Origin of the sequence: Streptomyces hokutonensis (genome assembly GCF_042751305.1) — a bacterium.
In the GTDB taxonomy this organism is placed as follows: domain Bacteria; phylum Actinomycetota; class Actinomycetes; order Streptomycetales; family Streptomycetaceae; genus Streptomyces; species Streptomyces hokutonensis_A.
This window is the reverse complement of record NZ_JBHYWD010000006.1, coordinates 298723-315275: the sequence shown is the minus strand read 5'-3', so window position 1 is coordinate 315275 and position 16553 is coordinate 298723. Positions and strand designations below refer to the sequence as shown.

The 16553-nt window shown below is 71.5% G+C and carries 14 protein-coding genes; 7 read left to right on the top strand and 7 right to left on the bottom strand.

All coding sequences use genetic code 11. The features are described from left to right. The first annotated feature begins 147 nt into the window (after window positions 1-147). Both ACFXC1_RS18980 and ACFXC1_RS18975 read left to right on the top strand, forming a co-directional pair. A complete protein-coding gene (locus tag ACFXC1_RS18980; protein ID WP_359606971.1) occupies window positions 148-729 on the top strand; it encodes a sigma-70 family RNA polymerase sigma factor in 582 nt (193 codons plus the stop codon). 59 nt (window positions 730-788) lie between these two features. After that, the gene (locus ACFXC1_RS18975; RefSeq protein WP_381244316.1) at window positions 789-1979 is read left to right on the top strand and encodes a maleylpyruvate isomerase N-terminal domain-containing protein; all 1191 of its coding nucleotides are present in this window, start codon (window positions 789-791) and stop codon (window positions 1977-1979) included. Window positions 1980-2212: 233 nt separating this feature from the next. On the opposite strand, the gene purU is transcribed toward ACFXC1_RS18975, so the two are convergent. Together purU and ACFXC1_RS18965 are read right to left on the bottom strand one after the other, a co-directional pair. Next, entirely contained in the window at window positions 2213-3094 is an 882-nt protein-coding gene (gene purU / locus ACFXC1_RS18970) for a formyltetrahydrofolate deformylase (RefSeq protein ID WP_019075657.1), read from the bottom strand. A gap of 107 nt (window positions 3095-3201) precedes the next feature. Then, the gene (locus tag ACFXC1_RS18965) at window positions 3202-3702 is read right to left on the bottom strand and encodes an SCO4402 family protein (RefSeq protein WP_026179576.1); all 501 of its coding nucleotides are present in this window, start codon (window positions 3700-3702) and stop codon (window positions 3202-3204) included. Window positions 3703-3819: 117 nt separating this feature from the next. Here ACFXC1_RS18965 and ACFXC1_RS18960 point away from each other — a divergent pair, with 117 nt between their 5' ends. Next, window positions 3820-5133, top strand: coding sequence for an ABC transporter substrate-binding protein (locus ACFXC1_RS18960; protein WP_381244069.1), 1314 nt, complete (start codon window positions 3820-3822; stop codon window positions 5131-5133). Window positions 5134-5152: 19 nt separating this feature from the next. Here ACFXC1_RS18960 and ACFXC1_RS18955 read toward each other — a convergent pair whose 3' ends face one another. Both ACFXC1_RS18955 and ACFXC1_RS18950 read right to left on the bottom strand, forming a co-directional pair. Continuing rightward, window positions 5153-6880 (bottom strand): hypothetical protein, encoded by a 1728-nt coding sequence (locus ACFXC1_RS18955; protein WP_381244067.1) that lies wholly within the window; start codon window positions 6878-6880, stop codon window positions 5153-5155. Between the two features lie 200 nt (window positions 6881-7080). Next, window positions 7081-8466, bottom strand: a complete 1386-nt coding sequence (locus ACFXC1_RS18950; protein WP_381244065.1) for a transcriptional regulator — start codon at window positions 8464-8466, stop codon at window positions 7081-7083. A 265-nt stretch (window positions 8467-8731) separates the two neighbouring features. Here ACFXC1_RS18950 and ACFXC1_RS18945 point away from each other — a divergent pair, with 265 nt between their 5' ends. The 3 genes from ACFXC1_RS18945 (at window position 8732) to ACFXC1_RS18935 (ending at window position 11854) form a co-directional block, all read left to right on the top strand. Further along, entirely contained in the window at window positions 8732-9385 is a 654-nt protein-coding gene (locus tag ACFXC1_RS18945; protein WP_381244063.1) for a bifunctional DNA primase/polymerase, read from the top strand. A 91-nt stretch (window positions 9386-9476) separates the two neighbouring features. After that, complete coding sequence (locus tag ACFXC1_RS18940) at window positions 9477-10247, top strand: ABC transporter ATP-binding protein (protein ID WP_381244061.1); 771 nt, start codon at window positions 9477-9479, stop codon at window positions 10245-10247. Beyond that, complete coding sequence (locus tag ACFXC1_RS18935; protein WP_381244059.1) at window positions 10244-11854, top strand: transporter; 1611 nt, start codon at window positions 10244-10246, stop codon at window positions 11852-11854. The genes ACFXC1_RS18940 and ACFXC1_RS18935 overlap by 4 nt, the downstream gene beginning before the upstream one ends. Window positions 11855-11959: 105 nt before the next feature. On the opposite strand, the gene ACFXC1_RS18930 is transcribed toward ACFXC1_RS18935, so the two are convergent. Beyond that, the gene (locus ACFXC1_RS18930) at window positions 11960-12817 is read right to left on the bottom strand and encodes an alpha/beta fold hydrolase (RefSeq protein WP_381244057.1); all 858 of its coding nucleotides are present in this window, start codon (window positions 12815-12817) and stop codon (window positions 11960-11962) included. Window positions 12818-13335: 518 nt separating this feature from the next. Next, a complete protein-coding gene (locus tag ACFXC1_RS18925; protein ID WP_019075666.1) occupies window positions 13336-14028 on the bottom strand; it encodes a metal-dependent transcriptional regulator in 693 nt (230 codons plus the stop codon). 249 nt (window positions 14029-14277) lie between these two features. On the opposite strand from ACFXC1_RS18925, the gene ACFXC1_RS18920 reads away from it, so the two are divergent. Then, window positions 14278-15033 carry an SIS domain-containing protein gene (locus ACFXC1_RS18920; protein WP_381244055.1) on the top strand — a complete coding sequence of 252 codons (756 nt, stop codon included), beginning with the start codon at window positions 14278-14280 and terminating at the stop codon, window positions 15031-15033. A 47-nt stretch (window positions 15034-15080) separates the two neighbouring features. On the opposite strand, the gene ACFXC1_RS18915 is transcribed toward ACFXC1_RS18920, so the two are convergent. Further along, window positions 15081-16499, bottom strand: a complete 1419-nt coding sequence (locus ACFXC1_RS18915) for a PAS domain-containing protein (protein ID WP_381244053.1) — start codon at window positions 16497-16499, stop codon at window positions 15081-15083. Between the last annotated feature and the right edge of the window lie 54 nt (window positions 16500-16553).

The window sequence follows — 16553 nt, the reverse complement described above, 5'->3', positions numbered from 1 at the left end:
CCGGGTAGGCAACCGTCCGCTACCACCAGCGCCCCCTCGGGGGCGTGCGATTGCACGAAGGGGCGTGCGCTGTCCGAGGTGCCGACTACATTCGAAGAGACGGTGGGCGCACGCTTGACTTGGGCACGGACACGGTGAGGGGGCCGCATGGCGACGAAGGACGCACCGCCCCGTTGGGACCGCAAGATGCAGCAGCGGCTGGCCCGCGGCGAGGCGGCGGCCCTCGGTGAGCTCTACGACCGCTTCGCCTCCCTCGTGCACGCCCTCGCCCACCGCGTCCTCGGCGACGAGCGCGCCGCCGACGGCATCACCCGCGAGGTCTTCGCCCACGTCTGGGAACACCCCGACACCTACGACCCCAAGCAGGGCCCGCTGCGCTCCTGGGTGGCCGCGCTGACCGCCCGCCTCGCCGTGCAGCGGCTGCGCGCCACCGAGACCGCCGCCCTCGCCCAGGGCGGCCAGGGCTCCACCGAGGAACTGGAGCGCAAGGTCCGCCGCGCCTCCGTCGCCGCCCGCGCCGACTACATCGTCACGTCCATGCCCGCCCCGCTGCGGGCCGCCCTGGAGCTGGCCTACTTCCAGCGCCGCGACTACCGCCAGACGGCCGTCGACCTCGGCGTCACCGAGGACGAGGCCCGCCGCCGGCTGCGCCTGGGCCTCCAGCTCCTGTCCACCGCCCACGACACCGGCGCACCGCCGGAACCAGCGGGACCAGGGGGTGCGGTGTGAGCGACGCGAACGACGAGCACGAGTCGTACGAAGAGGCTTCCGTGCCGCCGCGCATTCCCATGCCCCGGGCCTCGGTCGAGGACGGTGGCCAGCCCTTGCCCGAGCTCGACGAGACCGCGTCCCGGCCCGCGCCGCTGGTGCTGGAGCACCCCGTGCTGAAGGCGCTGCTCGGCGCGTGGGCGCTGGCCGCGTGCTCGGCGGCCGAGACGGCCGCCGTGGAGGAACACCTCGGCGAGTGCGGCGCCTGCGCGGACGAGGCGCTGCGCCTGCGCGGAGCGGTCGGCCTCCTCCACCCCGTCGAACCCCTCGACCTCGACCCCGGCCTGCGCACCCGCGTCCTCACCGGCTCCTTCGACCGCCGGCCGCCGCGCATCCCGGTCCCCGAGTGGGCGACGCCGTACGACGCCGAGACCGCGCGCCTTGACGCCCTGCTGCAGGACATAGGCGACGCCGAGTGGCACGCGCCCGTGCGACTGCGCTGGTTCGACGGCCGGGCCCCCGCGAGCCGCCGTACGACCGTCGCCGGGGTCATCGCGCACCTGCTGACCGTCGACGGCCTGGTCGCGACGGCGCTGGGCCTCGACGACCCGCTGACCGGGGAGTCGGCCGACAAGGCCACGAACCCCGCTGCGCGCACCGAGGCGTACTGGCGGGCCTCGTACTTCCCGCCCACCCGCTCCATCCGCGCACCCTGGCGCGAGCAGAGCCACACCATCGTCCGCACGGTGTCCTTCACCGGCACCACCACCGGCAAACGGGCCGTCTCCTACGGCGACTTCGAGCTGCCGCTGCACGACGCGATGCTCGACCGGGCCTTCGAGTGCTGGGTCCACGCGGAGGACATCGCGGACGCGGTCGACTATCCCTACGAGCCGCCGGCACCGCGCAGCCTGAACCGCATGATCGACCTCGCGGCCCGCATGCTGCCCGCGGTGCTCGCCGAGCGCCGGCGCCACGGGTTGGCTGCGCCGGCCGAGGGGCGGCACCTGGTCCCGGCCGGGGATCCCGGACGCACCCTGCGGCTGGAGATCGAGGGGCACGGTGGGGGCGAGTGGCTGATCCCTCTCGACTCACCGGGGGCGGTGGGGTCCGCTGAGCGTGAAGTGGCCCATATCGCCCTGGACGGCGTGGAGTTCTGTCATCTGGCGGCCGGGCATGTGTCGCCGGAGGACGCGGCGGCCGGGCAGTTGGGGGATCGGGGGGCGATCAGGGACGTTCTGTTCGCGACGGCGAGCTTGAGCCGGATGTAGGGGTGGGTTGCGGTTTCGTGGGCGGCTGCGGGCCGGTGGGGGCCGTTCGCGCAGTTCCCCGCGCCCCTTGGGGGGCTTCGGTTTCAGTGCGGGTGCGGGTAGTCCGTGGTTGCTCGCGCAGTTCCCCGCGCCCCTGAAGACGAAACTGGGCCCGAGTCAAGAAGGGGCGCGGGGAACTGCGCGACCAGCCACAACGCACCCGCAGCCGCCCACGCACCCGACCCCCCGAGCTCCTAGGCGAACACAACCGTCCGTCGCCCGTTGAGCAGAATCCGCCGCTCGGCGTGCCACTTGACCGCCCGCGCCAGCGCCTGGCACTCCACGTCACGCCCGATCGCCACCAGCTGGTCCGGGGTCACGTCGTGCCCCACCCGCTCGACCTCCTGCTCGATGATCGGGCCCTCGTCGAGGTCGGCGGTCACGTAATGTGCCGTCGCCCCAATGAGTTTCACGCCCCGCGCGTGCGCCTGGTGATACGGCTTCGCGCCCTTGAAGCTCGGCAGGAAGGAGTGGTGGATGTTGATGATCCGGCCGCTGAGCGCCTTGCAGAGGTCGTCGGAGAGGACCTGCATGTAGCGGGCGAGGACGACGAGTTCGACGTTCTCCTCGCGGACCAGGTCCAGGACCCGCGCCTCGGCCTCGGCCTTGTTGTCCTTCGTCACGGGGATGTGGTGGAAGGGGATGTGGTACGAGTCCACCAGCTCGGCGAAGTCGGTGTGGTTGGAGACCACGGCCGCGATCTCCACGGGCAGCGCCCCGATCCGCGCGCGGAACAGCAGGTCGTTCAGGCAGTGGCCGAACTTGCTGACCATGAGGACGATGCGCATCTTCTCGTCGGCCCGGTTGATCTGCCAGTCCATGTGGAAGGAGTCACCGATCGCCGCGAAGCTCGCGCGCAGCTTGTCCACGGTCACTGGGGGTTCCGCCGAGAAGTGGACGCGCATGAAGAACAGTCCCGTGTCGTGGTCGCCGAACTGCTGGCTGTCCTCGATGTTGCAGCCGGTCATGAAGAGGTAGCTCGACACGGCGTGCACGATGCCCTGTTTGTCGGGGCAGGACAGGGTCAGGACGTACTGGTCGGCGGGCGCCGCGGCTCGGGTGGACTGCGCGTTCATGCAGGACAGGGTCCCATATCCCCCTGGGAGGGGGGACCGGCGTCCGCCACCCGGACCGGCGGCGGACGCGCGGCCGTGGAGACGAGTCGCCGTAGCCGACCCGCGGGCTACGCCGAGCGCGTCATGATCTGCAGCACCTCGAGCGTGCGTGGCGGCGCGTCCGGGTCCTCCCCGTCGCTGGACGCCATGCGGACGTGCGCGTCGCGGGCCGCCCGCACCGCCTCGGGCCACGCCTGGTGGTCGACGTACGCGGAGACCGGGGCGTCGGGCCCGACCTGGTGCATGATCCGCAGCACGCGCAGGACGGCGGAGTCGACGAGGGCCGCCTCCTGGGAGTCGCGGAAGATCGTGCCGACGTATTTCTCGGCGGACCAGTTGTCCAGCCAGGTGTCCTCGACGAGGCGGTAGACGGCGTCGGTGACGTCCCCGTACCCGTCGACACCGGCCAGCCAGACGTTCTGCTGGAACACCGGATCGGAGAGCATGTGCAGCGCGGAACGCACGTTGCTGCGCCAGCGCCACCACGGCATGTCGTTCAGTGGCATGCCGCCCATGGTGGAGGAGCGACGGGGGCGACGGGAAGAGTTCTCCGGAGCTTGCACGGTCATCGATCGTACGTTCCTTGTCACACACACAGGAACGCCCCCCGTAATTCACCTCCAGGTCACCACTCGTTGACCGCGAGTCACTCCCGGGTTAGTGGTGTGGCGGAAGCGTGTGTGTACATGACCGGCAGTCGGCGCAACCGCAGCACCTTCCTCCCCACGATCACCCGGCGCGTCAGAGCCACCGCCATGTCGGCGGCGGCGCTGGTGGCGTGCTCGTCGCTCGCGGCCGGCTGCGGGGTCATCCCCGGCACCACGGGCTCCGCGGACACTCCGATCACCGTCATGACCTGGGCGCCCTGGGACACCAACGCGACCAACAAGCCCGGCATGCCCGCCATGGCGACCGCGTACGCGAAGTGGATCAACAAGCACGGCGGTCTCAACGGCCGCAAGCTCAAGGTCCTGACCTGCAACGACCACAACACCAGCATCGCCGCGGCGCAGTGCGCCCGGCAGGCCGTCAAGGAGAACGTCGTCGCCGTCGTCGGCTCCTACAGCGAGTTCAGCGACTCGTTCTTCGCCCCGCTGGAGGGTGCCGGCATCCCGTACATCGGGGGCTACGGCGTGACGAGCCAGGAATTCACCCGCGCCCTGTCCTACCCCGTCAACGGCGGCCAGCCCGCGCTGCTGGCCGGTCTCGGCAAGCAACTCGCCCCCGGCTGCGGCACGGTCACCCTGGTCCGGCCCGACTCCATCGCCGGCGACGACCTGCCCCCGCTGCTGAACGCGGGGCTCTCGGCGGGCAGGCACGCGGCGGCCACCGACCAGCTCGCGGCCGACAACCTCACCGAGTACTCCAGCCAGGCCACACGCGCGCTGGAGAGCGCGTCCAGCGGCACCTCGTCGAAGGAGGGGTGCGTGGTGCCCTCGCTCGGGGACCGCACCGACACCTTCATGGACTCCTTCCGGCGCGAGCGCGCGGACTATCCCGCCGTGCGGACCGCGACCGTGCTCGGCAGCGTCGACCAGACCGAGATCAACGCGACGGGCGGGCAGTCCGGGCCGTACGAGGGGTCGTACATCACCGGCTGGTACCCGGTCGCGGGCGACCCGCGCTGGGACCCGATGAAGAAGGCCGTCAACGAGGTGGCCTTCGGCGACAACCGCATCGACCCGGCGGACGCGGGGGTGGAGACGACCTGGATCGCGTACACCGCGTTCAAGACGGTCGTGAACTCGCTCGGCAACGGCGAGGTGAGCGCCGACACCGTGCGGCGCGCCCTCGACGACGGAGTCAAGGTCACCACGGGCGGGCTCACGCCGACGCTCCGGTGGAGCTCCACCGACGAGGACGATCTCGCCTCCGTGGGACTGTCCCGCCTGGTCAACGCCTCGGTGACCCTTCAGGTCGTACGCAAGGGCGTTCTGGTGTCGGCGAAGAAAGGCTTCTTCGATATGACGGGGACGCTGGAGAGCGCGAACCTCGACTGAGGTCCGCGCCGTCCGTGTCTCAGAGCTGGGTCGGCTGGCGCTGGGTCAGGCCGTAGGTCTTCGCGATCGTGTTCCAGAGCGCTGCGGCCTTGGTCTTCTGGTTGCTGGCGACGCCGCTGGCCGCGTTGCCGGCCGCGGTCTGGCCGGTGGTGCGGGCCTGGCCCTTCTTGCAGCCGTGCTTGCCCGCGGCCTGGTCGGCCCAGGCCGCGTAGTGGTTGTCGGCGGACGCGGACGCCTTCCACGCGTTGGTGAGCGCGGTCGTCAGGGCCGCGTTGTCCGGCAGCTTGTCCACCGTCAACTGCGAGAGTTTCGTGACCAGTTCGGTGCGCTGCCCGGCCGCGTCCCGCAGGTCGGAGGCGGAGCCGTCGAGGTTGTTGCAGGCCTTCACATTGCCCACGGCACGGATCACCGAGGCACGGCTGCTGCCGCTGTCGGCCAGCAACTTGTCGAGCTCGACGGCCTGTTGCTTGGCCGCGTCGGAACCCGCCGACGAGGAACCGTCGGTCGCGGGCGACGTCGCGGCCACCGTCTTGTTGCCGTCGCTCTTGCTCCCGCCACCGCTGAGCAGCGCCCCGGCACCGACCCCGAGGATCGCGATGACGATCCCGACCCCGGCGATCAGCGGCACCCGCGAACGGCGCCCGCCCCGGCCGTCGTCGTCCTGCCCGGGCGGGGCGTAGGACGGATCGGCGTAGCCGGGCTGGGCGTACGACGGCTGCGCGTAGCCCTGTTGCCCGTGGCCCTGCTGGCCGTAGCCCTGGCCCTGTTGCCCGTAGCCCTGCTGTTCAGCCCGCGGCGGCTGCTGGAAGCGCGGGATCTGCTGAGTGGACCCCGCCGGCGCCTCCCCGGTGCGGAAGAGGTTGTCGAACTCGGCGGGCGGCTGCCGGTCCTCCGCCCCGCCCGGCGGCCCCCCGTACCCGGGAGGGCCGCCCTGCGCGGGCACCGGCGGGAGGAACTGCGTGGGCTGCGCGTCGGGATGCGCGGCCGGCGGCATCGGCCCGGCACCGCCGGACACCTCGGGCGGCAGCGCACCGGGCAGAACGGGCGGGATGTACTGCGTCGCCCCCTCGTCCATCAGGGCGGCCGGCACCGGCGGCAGGAACTGGGTGGCACCCTCGTCGCCCGGAATGTTGACCACTGGCGGAATGTACTGCGTCGCGCCCTCGTCGGCGGGCGGCAGCGGAGCGCTCGGGAACGCGGCCGAGGAGGAGGACGAGGCGGCGGGCAGGGGCGCGGCGCCCGAACCGGAACCGCCGTATCCGTAGCCGTAGTCCTGCGCGCCCGCCCCGTACCCGGCGGACTGCTCCGGGGCGTACCCCGGCGCGGGCGAGTACTCCTGTGCGTACGACTGCTGCTGCACGCCGTAGGCCGCGTGCTGGGCGCTCTCCTGCGGCAGCGCCCCCGGCTGGCTCGGGATGCCCTCCTGGGCGCCCCACGGGGACGGCTGCTCGGGGGCGGCGCCCCACTGCTGCTGCGGCTGCTGTTGCTGCTGTTGTGCGTCGCCCCAGCCCTGGCCCGGCGGCGGGGCCGGGGTCCGGTGCTGTGGGTCGTGCTGCTGGTCCGGGCCCCACGAGCCGCCCCAGGCCTGACCGCCCGGGGGTGTGCTCGGCGGCTGCCCTGCCGACTGCTGGTCACCACGTCCGCCCGTCATACCCGGAAGGAGGGGTTCACCTCCGTCGGAGGGCAGCACGATGCCTTCGCGCGCGGGCCGCGCCGAGGGCTCCTCGCCCTGTCCACTCTGCGTCACCGGGACTCCTACGAATGGGGGACCTTCGGGATCGTCGGTTCACGCTACCGGGTACCCGGAGCCCGGTGCCACGCAGCACTGGACTGGACCTCTCCACTTGTGACCTCGGTAACAACTCCGGCCCCTCATCCGCGCCAAATGCCGTTCTACACCCTCCTTTCACCACCGGATCACCACCGGAAGCTTCGTTCACTCCCCGTTCAGGCGGCCGCCTGCAACTCCATCCGCGCCCCGAACTCCCGCACCACCGGCTCGTCCCGGTACGGCTCCAAGCGCTGCTGGAGGTCCTCCAGGTACTCGGCGCCCCGGTTGGAGCGCAGCGAACCGAGCAACTCCACCGCTTTCAGGCCCGTGTTGCAGGCCTGCTCGACCTCGCGCTGCTGCACCTGCGCGCTCGCCAGCAGCACGTACCCGATGGCCCGGCGGCGCGCCCGCGACTCCGGGTGCCCGTCCAGGGACTCCTGCGCGCACCTGGCCGCCGCCTCGGCCTGCCCCAGGTCGCGGTGGCAGTGCGCCAACTCGTCGGCGAGATACGCCTCGTCGAAGTGCCCGATCCACGCCGGGTCGTCCCCGGACGACGGATCCGCCGCGTCCAGCGCGCTCACCGCGCGCCCCGACGCCAGCTGCGCCGACCGCGCGTCACCCATCAGGGCGTGCCCGCGCGCCTCCGCCGCGTGGAACATCGCCTCGGCCCGCGGGGTCACGCGCCCGCGCGCCCCCTCCTGCGCCGCCCGCGCCAACTGCGCGATCTCACGCGGGTTCCCGAGCTGCGCGGCGAGATGGCTCATGGACGCGGCGAGCACATACCCGCCGTATCCCCGGTCCCCGGCCGCCTGCGCGAGGCGCAGCGCCTGGATGTAGTACCGCTGCGCCAGGCCGGGTTGACCCGTGTCGACGGCCATGTAGCCGGCGAGTTCCGTCAACCGGGCGACGGCGGCGAACAGTTCACGCCCCACGGCTTCCCGGTACGACCCCGCGAGCAGGCCGGAGACGACACTGTTGAGGTAGTGCACGACGACCGGGCGGACATGCCCGCTGCCGTACTGGTGGTCCAGCTCGCTGAGCGCCTGCGTCATCGCGCGCACGGCCGCCACGTCGGACTGGCCCACCCGGGGCCCCGCGGCGCGCGCGACCTGCGAGTCCGGCGAGGAGATCAGCCAGTCGCGGCTCGGCTCGACCAGCGCGGACGCGGCGACCGACGAACCGGACAGGAAGTCCCGGCGCCCCACGTCACTGCGCCACAGCTCACACACCTGCTCGATGGCCCCGAGCACGGTCGGCGAGAACTGCAGGCCCACGCCCGACGCGAGGTTCTTGCCGTTGGCCATGCCGATCTCGTCGATCGTGACCGTACGGCCCAGTTTGCGGCCCAGCGCCTCGGCGATGATCGCCGGAGCCCGCCCGCGCGGCTGCTGTCCCCGCAGCCAACGGGCCACGGACGTCTTGTCGTAGCGCAGGTCGAGACCGTGCTCGGCGCCGCACATGTTGACCCGGCGGGCCAGCCCGGCGTTCGAGCACCCCGCCTCCTGGATGAGCGCCTGCAGCCGTTCGTTCGGCTGCCGCGCGACAAGTGGCCTTGCGGCCATGGCGTACCCCCTGGGAACAACCCCTGAAGCGAAAAGATCCGGCCGAGAAGATCAATGCCCAGCGAACATGGCGAAAATGCGAAGCATGCGAAGAATGCCGGGGTAAAAGCTCGTGCCCGCCCCTCACGTGGCTACCCCGATCCCGCCCTCGGTCCTCCCGCGCGCCCCCGCACATGCATCCATGCGCCCCAGTTGCGGAATCGATGCTCCTCCCCCGCGCGCGCTACAGCCGTAACCCGAGGTGGGTGCGGGAGTTGTGTTGGGCGTGGAAGAGACGATCGCGGGCACCGAAGCCGCTCAGATTCCGAAGCAGCGCGGGGAATCGCTGCTGGAGACAGCCGTACGCTACGCCGAGGAGCGCCACTGGGACGTCTTTCCCGGCACCTGGCTGGAAGCCGTCGACGGGGTGCAGCGCTGCTCGTGCGAGGACCCCGCGTGCGCCGCACCCGGCGCACATCCGGCGCGTGAGGACTGGGCGACGCAGGCGACGGGCAGTGCGACGGTCGCGCGGCGGATGTGGCAGAAGCAGCCAGGGGCATCGATTCTGCTGCCGACCGGGCGGACGTTCGACGCGATCTCCGTCCCGGAGACCGCGGGGTTCCTCGCGCTGGCCCGGATGGAGCGCATGGAGTTGACGCTCGGTCCCGTCACGTTGACGCCGTCACGGCGGATGGAGTTCTTCGTTCTGCCGGGGGCTTCGGTGAAGGTGCCGGATCTGGTGCGGAAGATCGGCTGGTCCCCCGCCACTCTTGATCTCGTGGTGCTGGGTGAGGGTGGGTTTGTGGCTGCGCCGCCGACGCGGTTCGGGTCTCGGGGGGCTGTCCAGTGGGCCTGCCGGCCTACCGCTGCGAATCGGTGGTTGCCGGATGCGGAGGAGTTGATCTCGCCGCTCGCCTATGCGTGTGGGCGGGATCGGTAGCGTTGGCGGGTGCGGGTCGGTGGGGGCTGGTCGCGCCCACGCGGCGGAGCCGCATATCGAACACAGCCCCGCGCCCCTAGGGTGGGCTTCCATGACGTCGGCTGTGAGTGTGCGTGGGCTCTGGAAGCGGTTCGGGCAGCAAGTCGCTGTTGCCGGGATCGATCTGGAGTTGCCCGCGGGCAAGTTCATCGGGCTGGTCGGGCCGAACGGCGCCGGGAAGACGACCACCCTCTCCATGGTGACCGGGTTGCTGCGGCCCGATCAGGGGACCGTGGAGGTGGTCGGGCACGACGTGTGGCGGGACCCGGTGGCCGTAAAGGCGCGGATCGGAGTACTGCCCGAGGGCCTACGACTCTTCGAACGGCTCTCGGGACGTGAACTCCTCGGCTACAGCGGGCGGTTGCGGGGGCTGCCCGGGGGCGAGGTCGACAAGCGGGTCACGCAGTTGCTGGACGTGCTCGATCTGGCCGGGGCGCAGCACAAGCTCGTCGTCGACTACTCCACCGGTATGCGCAAGAAGATCGGGCTCGCCGCCGCTCTCCTCCACAATCCCGAAGTCCTGTTCCTGGACGAGCCGTTCGAGGGCGTCGACCCGGTCTCCGCGCAGACCATCCGGGGCGTCCTGGAGCGCTACACCGCCTCCGGCGCCACCGTCGTCTTCTCCTCCCACGTCATGGAACTCGTCGAGTCCCTCTGCGACTGGGTGGCCGTGATGGCCGCAGGCCGCATCCGCGCCCAGGGCACCCTCGCCGAGGTCCGCGGCGAATCCCCCACCCTCCAGCAGGCGTTCCTCGAACTCGTCGGCGCGGGCGCCCGCGACCACGGCTCCGACCTCGACTGGCTGGGCGGCGGCACCCGATGACCGACACCAGCACACCCCCGGCCTCGATCACTCCCGTCGTCGTACGCCTGAAGCTGTCGTTGTTGCGCAACGGTCTACGGCAGTCCGGTGGCCGGCGGGCCGCGTATGTCGCGTCGGCGGTCGTGGCACTGCTGTTCGCGGCGCTCCAGCTGCTCGGGCTGATCGCGCTGCGCGGGGACTCGCACGCGGACTCCGTGGTGGTCGTCCTGGTGTCGGTGCTGGGTCTTGGCTGGGCGGTGATGCCGCTGTTCTTCCCGACCGGCGACGAGACCCTCGACCCGACCCGCCTGGTGATGCTGCCGCTACGGCCCCAGCCTCTCGTACGGGCGCTGCTGGCGGCCTCGTTGGTCGGTATCGGGCCGCTGTTCACGCTGGTGCTGCTGCTCGGTTCGGTGATCGCGGTCGCGCACGGCGCCGCCGCCTGCGTCACGGCGGTCCTGGCCCTCCCGCTCTCCCTGCTGGTCTGTGTGGCCCTCGCGCGGGCCGTAGCCGCCGCCAACATCCGCCTGCTGACCAGCCGTAAGGGCCGGGATCTCGCGGTGCTGAGCGGGCTGCTGATCGCGGTCGGCGCGCAGTTGGTCAACTTCGGTGCGCAGCGCCTGGGTTCGTCCGGGCTGTCCCAACTCGACCCGGCCGCGGAGGTGTTGCGCTGGGTGCCGCCCGCGTCGGCGGTCGGCGCGGTGGACTCGGCGAGCAGGGGTTCGTACGGCCTCGCCGTCACCCAACTCGCCCTGTCCGCCTGCGCCTTGGCGGCCCTGCTGCTCCTCTGGTCGCGCAGCCTCACCAAGTTGATGACCTCGCCCGACGGCTCCACCCTCCAGTCCGCCGAACCGGTCGCGAAGGACAGGGCGTCCGCCGGCGGCCTGGCCCGGCTCCTCCCGGCCGGCCGCACCGGCACGGTCATGGAACGCAGCCTGCGCTACGTCTGGCGCGACCCCAAGACCAAGGCCGCGTGGGTGACTTCACTCGCGATCGGCCTGATCGTCCCCGTGTTCAACGCGCTCCAGGGCACCGGCTCGGTCTACTTCGCGTGCTTCGCCGCCGGGATGCTCGGCATCCAGATGTACAACCAGTTCGGTCAGGACACCTCCGCGTTCTGGATGGTCGCGATGACGATCTCCACGACCAGGGACGCCTACGTCGAACTCCGCGCCCGCGCGCTGGCGCTGCTGCTGATCACCGTCCCGTACGCGGCGCTGGTGACCGTCCTCACGACGGCGATGCTCGGCGACTGGCACCGGCTCCCCGAGGTCCTCGGCCTCTCCTTCGCCCTCCTCGGCGCGATGCTCGCGACCGGCGCCTGGACCTCGGCCCGCTTCCCCTACTCCATCCCCCAGGGCGGCCACAAGAACGTCGCCCCCGGCCAGGCCGGCCTCGCCTGGATCTCCATCTTCGGCGGCATGATCTCGGCGGCCCTCCTCTGCTCCCCCGTCATCACCCTCACCATCTGGTCCAACGTGAGCGCGGACGGGGATCAGTGGAGCTGGGTGCTGCTGCCGGTGGGGGCGGGGTATGGGGCGGCGATCACATATGCGGGCCTACGGTTGGCGGCGCCTGGGACGGCGAGGCGCCTGCCGGAGATCCTGGCGGCGGTAAGCAAGGGGTGACTTGCGGCTTTTGTCTTTGCCTTTAGGGGCGCGGGGAACTGCGCGACCAGCCACCACGCACCCGCACCCGCCCACGTACCCGAACCCCCGAGCTCCTGGGCGATCTCACACCAACACCCCATCAAGAAACGGCTCAACAGCAGCCCGCCAAGCCTCCGGCTGGTCGTAGTGCACAAGATGCCCGGCATCAGCCACCTCGGCATACTCCCCGTGCGGCAGCACCCGCACCATCTCCTGCGCCTCCGCCCGCCCCAACTCCCCGTCCAGCCCCCGCACCACCAGCGCGGGACACTGAACCTGGGCCAGTTCCTCCCAGTGCGCGTCGTACACCCACGTCTCCCGCGACTTCAGCATCTGCTCCGGCTCGAACACCGGCCGCCACCCGTCGGGAGACTCGTGCATGACCTCGGCGTAGAACTCCCCCCGAGAGGGATTCGGCCGCTCCACCCAGGGATCGTCCTCGCCGAACCACTTGCGGACGTCCGCGAGCGTGGCGAAGGGAACGGGCCAGGACTTGAACCAGTCCGACCACTCCCGCTGCGAGGCCGCGCCCAGCGCGGACGCGCGCATGTCGCAGATGATCAGCCCCCGCACCAGATCGGGGCGCTTCGCGGCGAGCTGCCACGCGGTCAGCGCGCCCATCGCGTGGCCGATGAGGACGACCGGGGCGAGCCCCAGCTGTTCCAACGCGGCCTCCGCGTCCTCGACGTAGGCCTCACGGGTGAACGCCGCCTGCGGCGGCTTGTCGCTCTGGCCGTGGCCGCGCTGGTCGAGTGCGACCGCGCGGTGCCGTTCGGAGAGCCAGCGGGCGGTGGACGCCCAGTGCGAGGCACGGCCCATCAGGCCGTGCAGTAAGAGAACTCCGGGTGCCCGCTCGATCTCCCCCAGCTTGGGAGGGTCCGCGAACTCCCATGCGGCCAGGCGTACGCCGCCTGCTCCGGTCACGTCGATGCGCCGCGCCATTGGTCCTGGCACCCCCCTAGCCACGCTCTGCCGCTTGTGCCGTTCGTTCTTGCTGCTGTCTCTTCTCTTGCTCGTCTCTTCCTACAGGTCACGCCCCGCGCGTTTCATCACCCACAGGTTATCGAATACAGATTCGAAAATGCTGTCTCCGGCCGCAACACCCCTCGTTCGAGTGACCCGGCTCAAGGAATGATCGCCGCCGCCGAGGGGAGATCTTCACCGGGAGGCGGACCGCTCGGGGAAAACGGTCCGAAGGGGATGACCCTGAGAGCTCGGGGCTCCGGGTCAGCACGGGGGAGGACAGGCCCCGGCGCCGCACGGCGCCGGGGCCTTCCCCATGTCTGCGGCACATCCTCCCGCCCCCTCACGGTCATATGCCTCACGCGACAGCCTGGCACGCGAAGCGCCCCCGCGCTGCGATTCAGCACACTGAATCTTGGAATCTCCGCGTCCGGCGAAACGCCACAACTGCCTCTCCAGCCAAACGAGTTGACGACCCCGCCGGGCGAAGGACGTGGTCAGCGCTTGGCGACGAACACATGCGAGGCGATGTCCGAGTCCAGCTCGGCCGCCTCGCCACCGCTGCCCACCAGCACCCCGCCCGCCGACTCCGTCACACTCACCACCGAGCCGGGCTGCACACCCGCGCGGCGCAGCGTGTACATCAGCTGGGCGTCCGTCTGGATGGGCTCGCCGATCCGGCGCACCACGACCGTCTTGCCGTCCAGGCCCGGGTCCAGCTCGGCCAGCGACACCATGCCCTCGTCGAGGAACGGGTCGGCCCCGTCCTTCTCGCCCAGCTCCTCGAGACCGGGGATCGGATTGCCGTACGGCGACTCCGTGGGGTGGCGCAGCAGCTCCAGCACGCGCCGCTCCACGGCCTCGCTCATCACGTGCTCCCAGCGGCAGGCCTCGGCGTGCACCTGCTCCCACTCCAGGCCGATCACGTCGACGAGCAGACACTCGGCGAGCCGGTGCTTGCGCATCACGCGCGTGGCCAGCCGGCGGCCCTCGTCCGTCAGCTCAAGATGGCGGTCGCTGGCGACGGCCACCAGGCCGTCGCGCTCCATGCGCGCCACCGTCTGGCTCACCGTCGGGCCGCTCTGGTCGAGCCGCTCGGCGATGCGGGCGCGCATGGGGACCACACCTTCCTCCTCCAGCTCGAGGATGGTGCGGAGATACATCTCCGTGGTGTCGATCAGTCCGGACATACGTGCCCCTCGATTACCTCTGCCCGAAGCTCGGCGGCTCCGCGGCGCGTGCGCTGGCCCTGGACTCAATTCTGACGCATCGCACTGACAACCGTGCCGCGCCGTTGAAACCAGCCGGTTACGGCGGTCCGCACAGCCCCTCTCCGACCGCTCCGCGGCGGACCGGATCGCCCTCGACGCCGTATTGACATCCACTTGGTCCAGACCGCACGGTGATCCGCGACACAAACTCACCGAGGGGGCTCCCGCATGAGCGACCGTACGCCGGCCGGCCAGTTCTTCGACGCCGCGATCACCCTGCTCCAGCGGGTCAGCGACGAAGAGGCCGACTCCGTCGGGGCGGCCGGCACGCTCCTCGCGGACACCGTGGCCGACAGCGGCCGCCTCTTCGCCTTCGGCGCCGGGCACTCCTCGCTCGCCGCGCAGGACCTCGTCTACCGCGCGGGCGGACTCGCCCTGATGAACCTGCTCGTGGTCCCCGGGGTCCTCGGCGTCGACGTCATGCCGGCCACACTGGGCTCCGCCCTGGAGCGTGTCGACGGCCTCGCGAGCGTGGTCCTGGAGACCTCACCGCTGCGCGCCGGCGACGCCCTGGTGATCATCTCGCTCTCGGGCCGCAACGCCCTGCCCGTGGAGATGGCCATGAAGGCCCGCGCCCTCGGCGTCCGCGTCATCGGCGTCACCTCGGTGGCGTACGCCTCGGAGACGACGTCACGGCACACCTCGGGGACGTACCTCAAGGACCACTGCGACGTCGTACTCGACTCGAAGATCGCGATCGGCGACGCGGAACTCACCCACGACGCCATCCCCGCCCCCTTCGCCCCCGCCTCCACGGTCGTCACCGCCGCCCTCCTCCAGGCCGTCATGGCGACGGCGGCGGCGACCCTCGCCGACCGCGGCATCGAGCCGCCGCTGCTGCGCTCCGGGAACGTGGACGGCGGCCACGAGTGGAACGCCCGCGTGTTCGAGGAGTACCGGGACCGGATCTTCTACCAGTACTGAGGCCTATCAGTACCAGTGCCTACCCGTACTGAGGCACTGAGGCACCCCTACTGCTTCTCGCCCGCTTCCGCCGCCAGATCCAGCGCCGCCGCGATCCGTACGGCCACGTCCTCGGCGTAGATCGAGTCGGACCGTTCGAACTGGCTGCGGCCCGCCCCGCGCAGGAACGTCACCACACCCAGCGTCCGCCCCCGGCTGCGCAGTACCGCGCACAGCGCGTGCACGGCGTCCTGGGGCCACTGGCGGGCCCGGGCCCACTCCCGGGCCTGTTCGGGCGGGGCGGCGCCGATGCCGGCCCGCACGGAGCCGACGCGTTCGACGCACTGGAGGGCGGGATGTCCCTCTCCGTAGCGCACGGGCAGCCCGGCCGCACCGGTGAGCAGGCTGGGCCCCGGCGCCCCGGTGGGTGTGGCGGCGACCCGGACGAGCCGTACGGCTGCGACCTGGCCCCCATCGGAATCGTTCAACGATCCACCCACGACCCGGTCGACGAGCGCGTGGTCGGCGAAGCCGGCGAGGGCGAAGTCGAGGTGGACGGTGGCCGCGTCGCGCGGGTCCTCGCACTCGGCGGCGGCGCGCGCGGCCCGGTGCAGCTGCTGGGCCCGGAACCGCAGCAGCGAGGCCTCCTGCTCGATCTGCTTGGCCTCGGTGACGTCCTGGAAGAGCCAGCCGACACCCAGCGGCACCGGTTCCTCGGTGAGCGGCGAGGCCAGCCGCAGGAACCCGCTCCGCCAGCAGCGCCGCAGATGCCCCTCGGGCGTCCGTACGCTCACCCAGATCTCGGCCGGCGCGGGCGGCGCGCCCTCGGCCAGCACATGTGTGAGCGCGGCCTCCAACTCCTCGACGCCCTGGGCCAGCAGCTCGCCAAGAGGCCGCCCCAGGACGGAGGTGCGTCCGGTGCCGAGCGCCCGCGCGGCATGCGCGTTGACGACGGCGGGCCGCAGATCGGCGTCGACGAGCACGACTCCCCAGGAGGCGTCCTCGAAGAGGGCCTCGCTGAGGGCGATCGACCGCTCGAGGTCGATCTGGGCATGCACCTCGCTGAAGGCGCAGTAGACCCCGGCGGGCTTCCCGTCGGGACCGCGCACGGCGGCGGACTGCGTCCGCACAAGCACCCGCCCACCGTCCTTCGTAAGGAGGGCGAACTCGTTGACCTGCCGCCCGGGAGCCTGCATGGCGGACATCAGCCGCCCCTCGACCTCCTCGGCGTCCGCACTCCGTACGGCCCACCCGGCGAGCCCGTGCCGTCCGACGGCCTCGGCCGCGGTCCAGCCGAGGATGCGCTCGGCCTCGCGGTTCCAGTGGGTCAGCACGCCGTCGGCGTCGAAGGCACACAGTGCCGCGTCCATGCCGTCCAGCAGGGCAGCCAGCAGATCGGACCCACCGGGCCCCTCGGGACCACCGTCCCGCTCGGGCTCGTCGGGACCCAACTCGTCGGTGGTCCCACTACGCCGGGAAGCACTCACCTGGACCCCCTGCAGGCTGCGTCCGCGGACACGGAGCGTCGGTTCACTCACTCA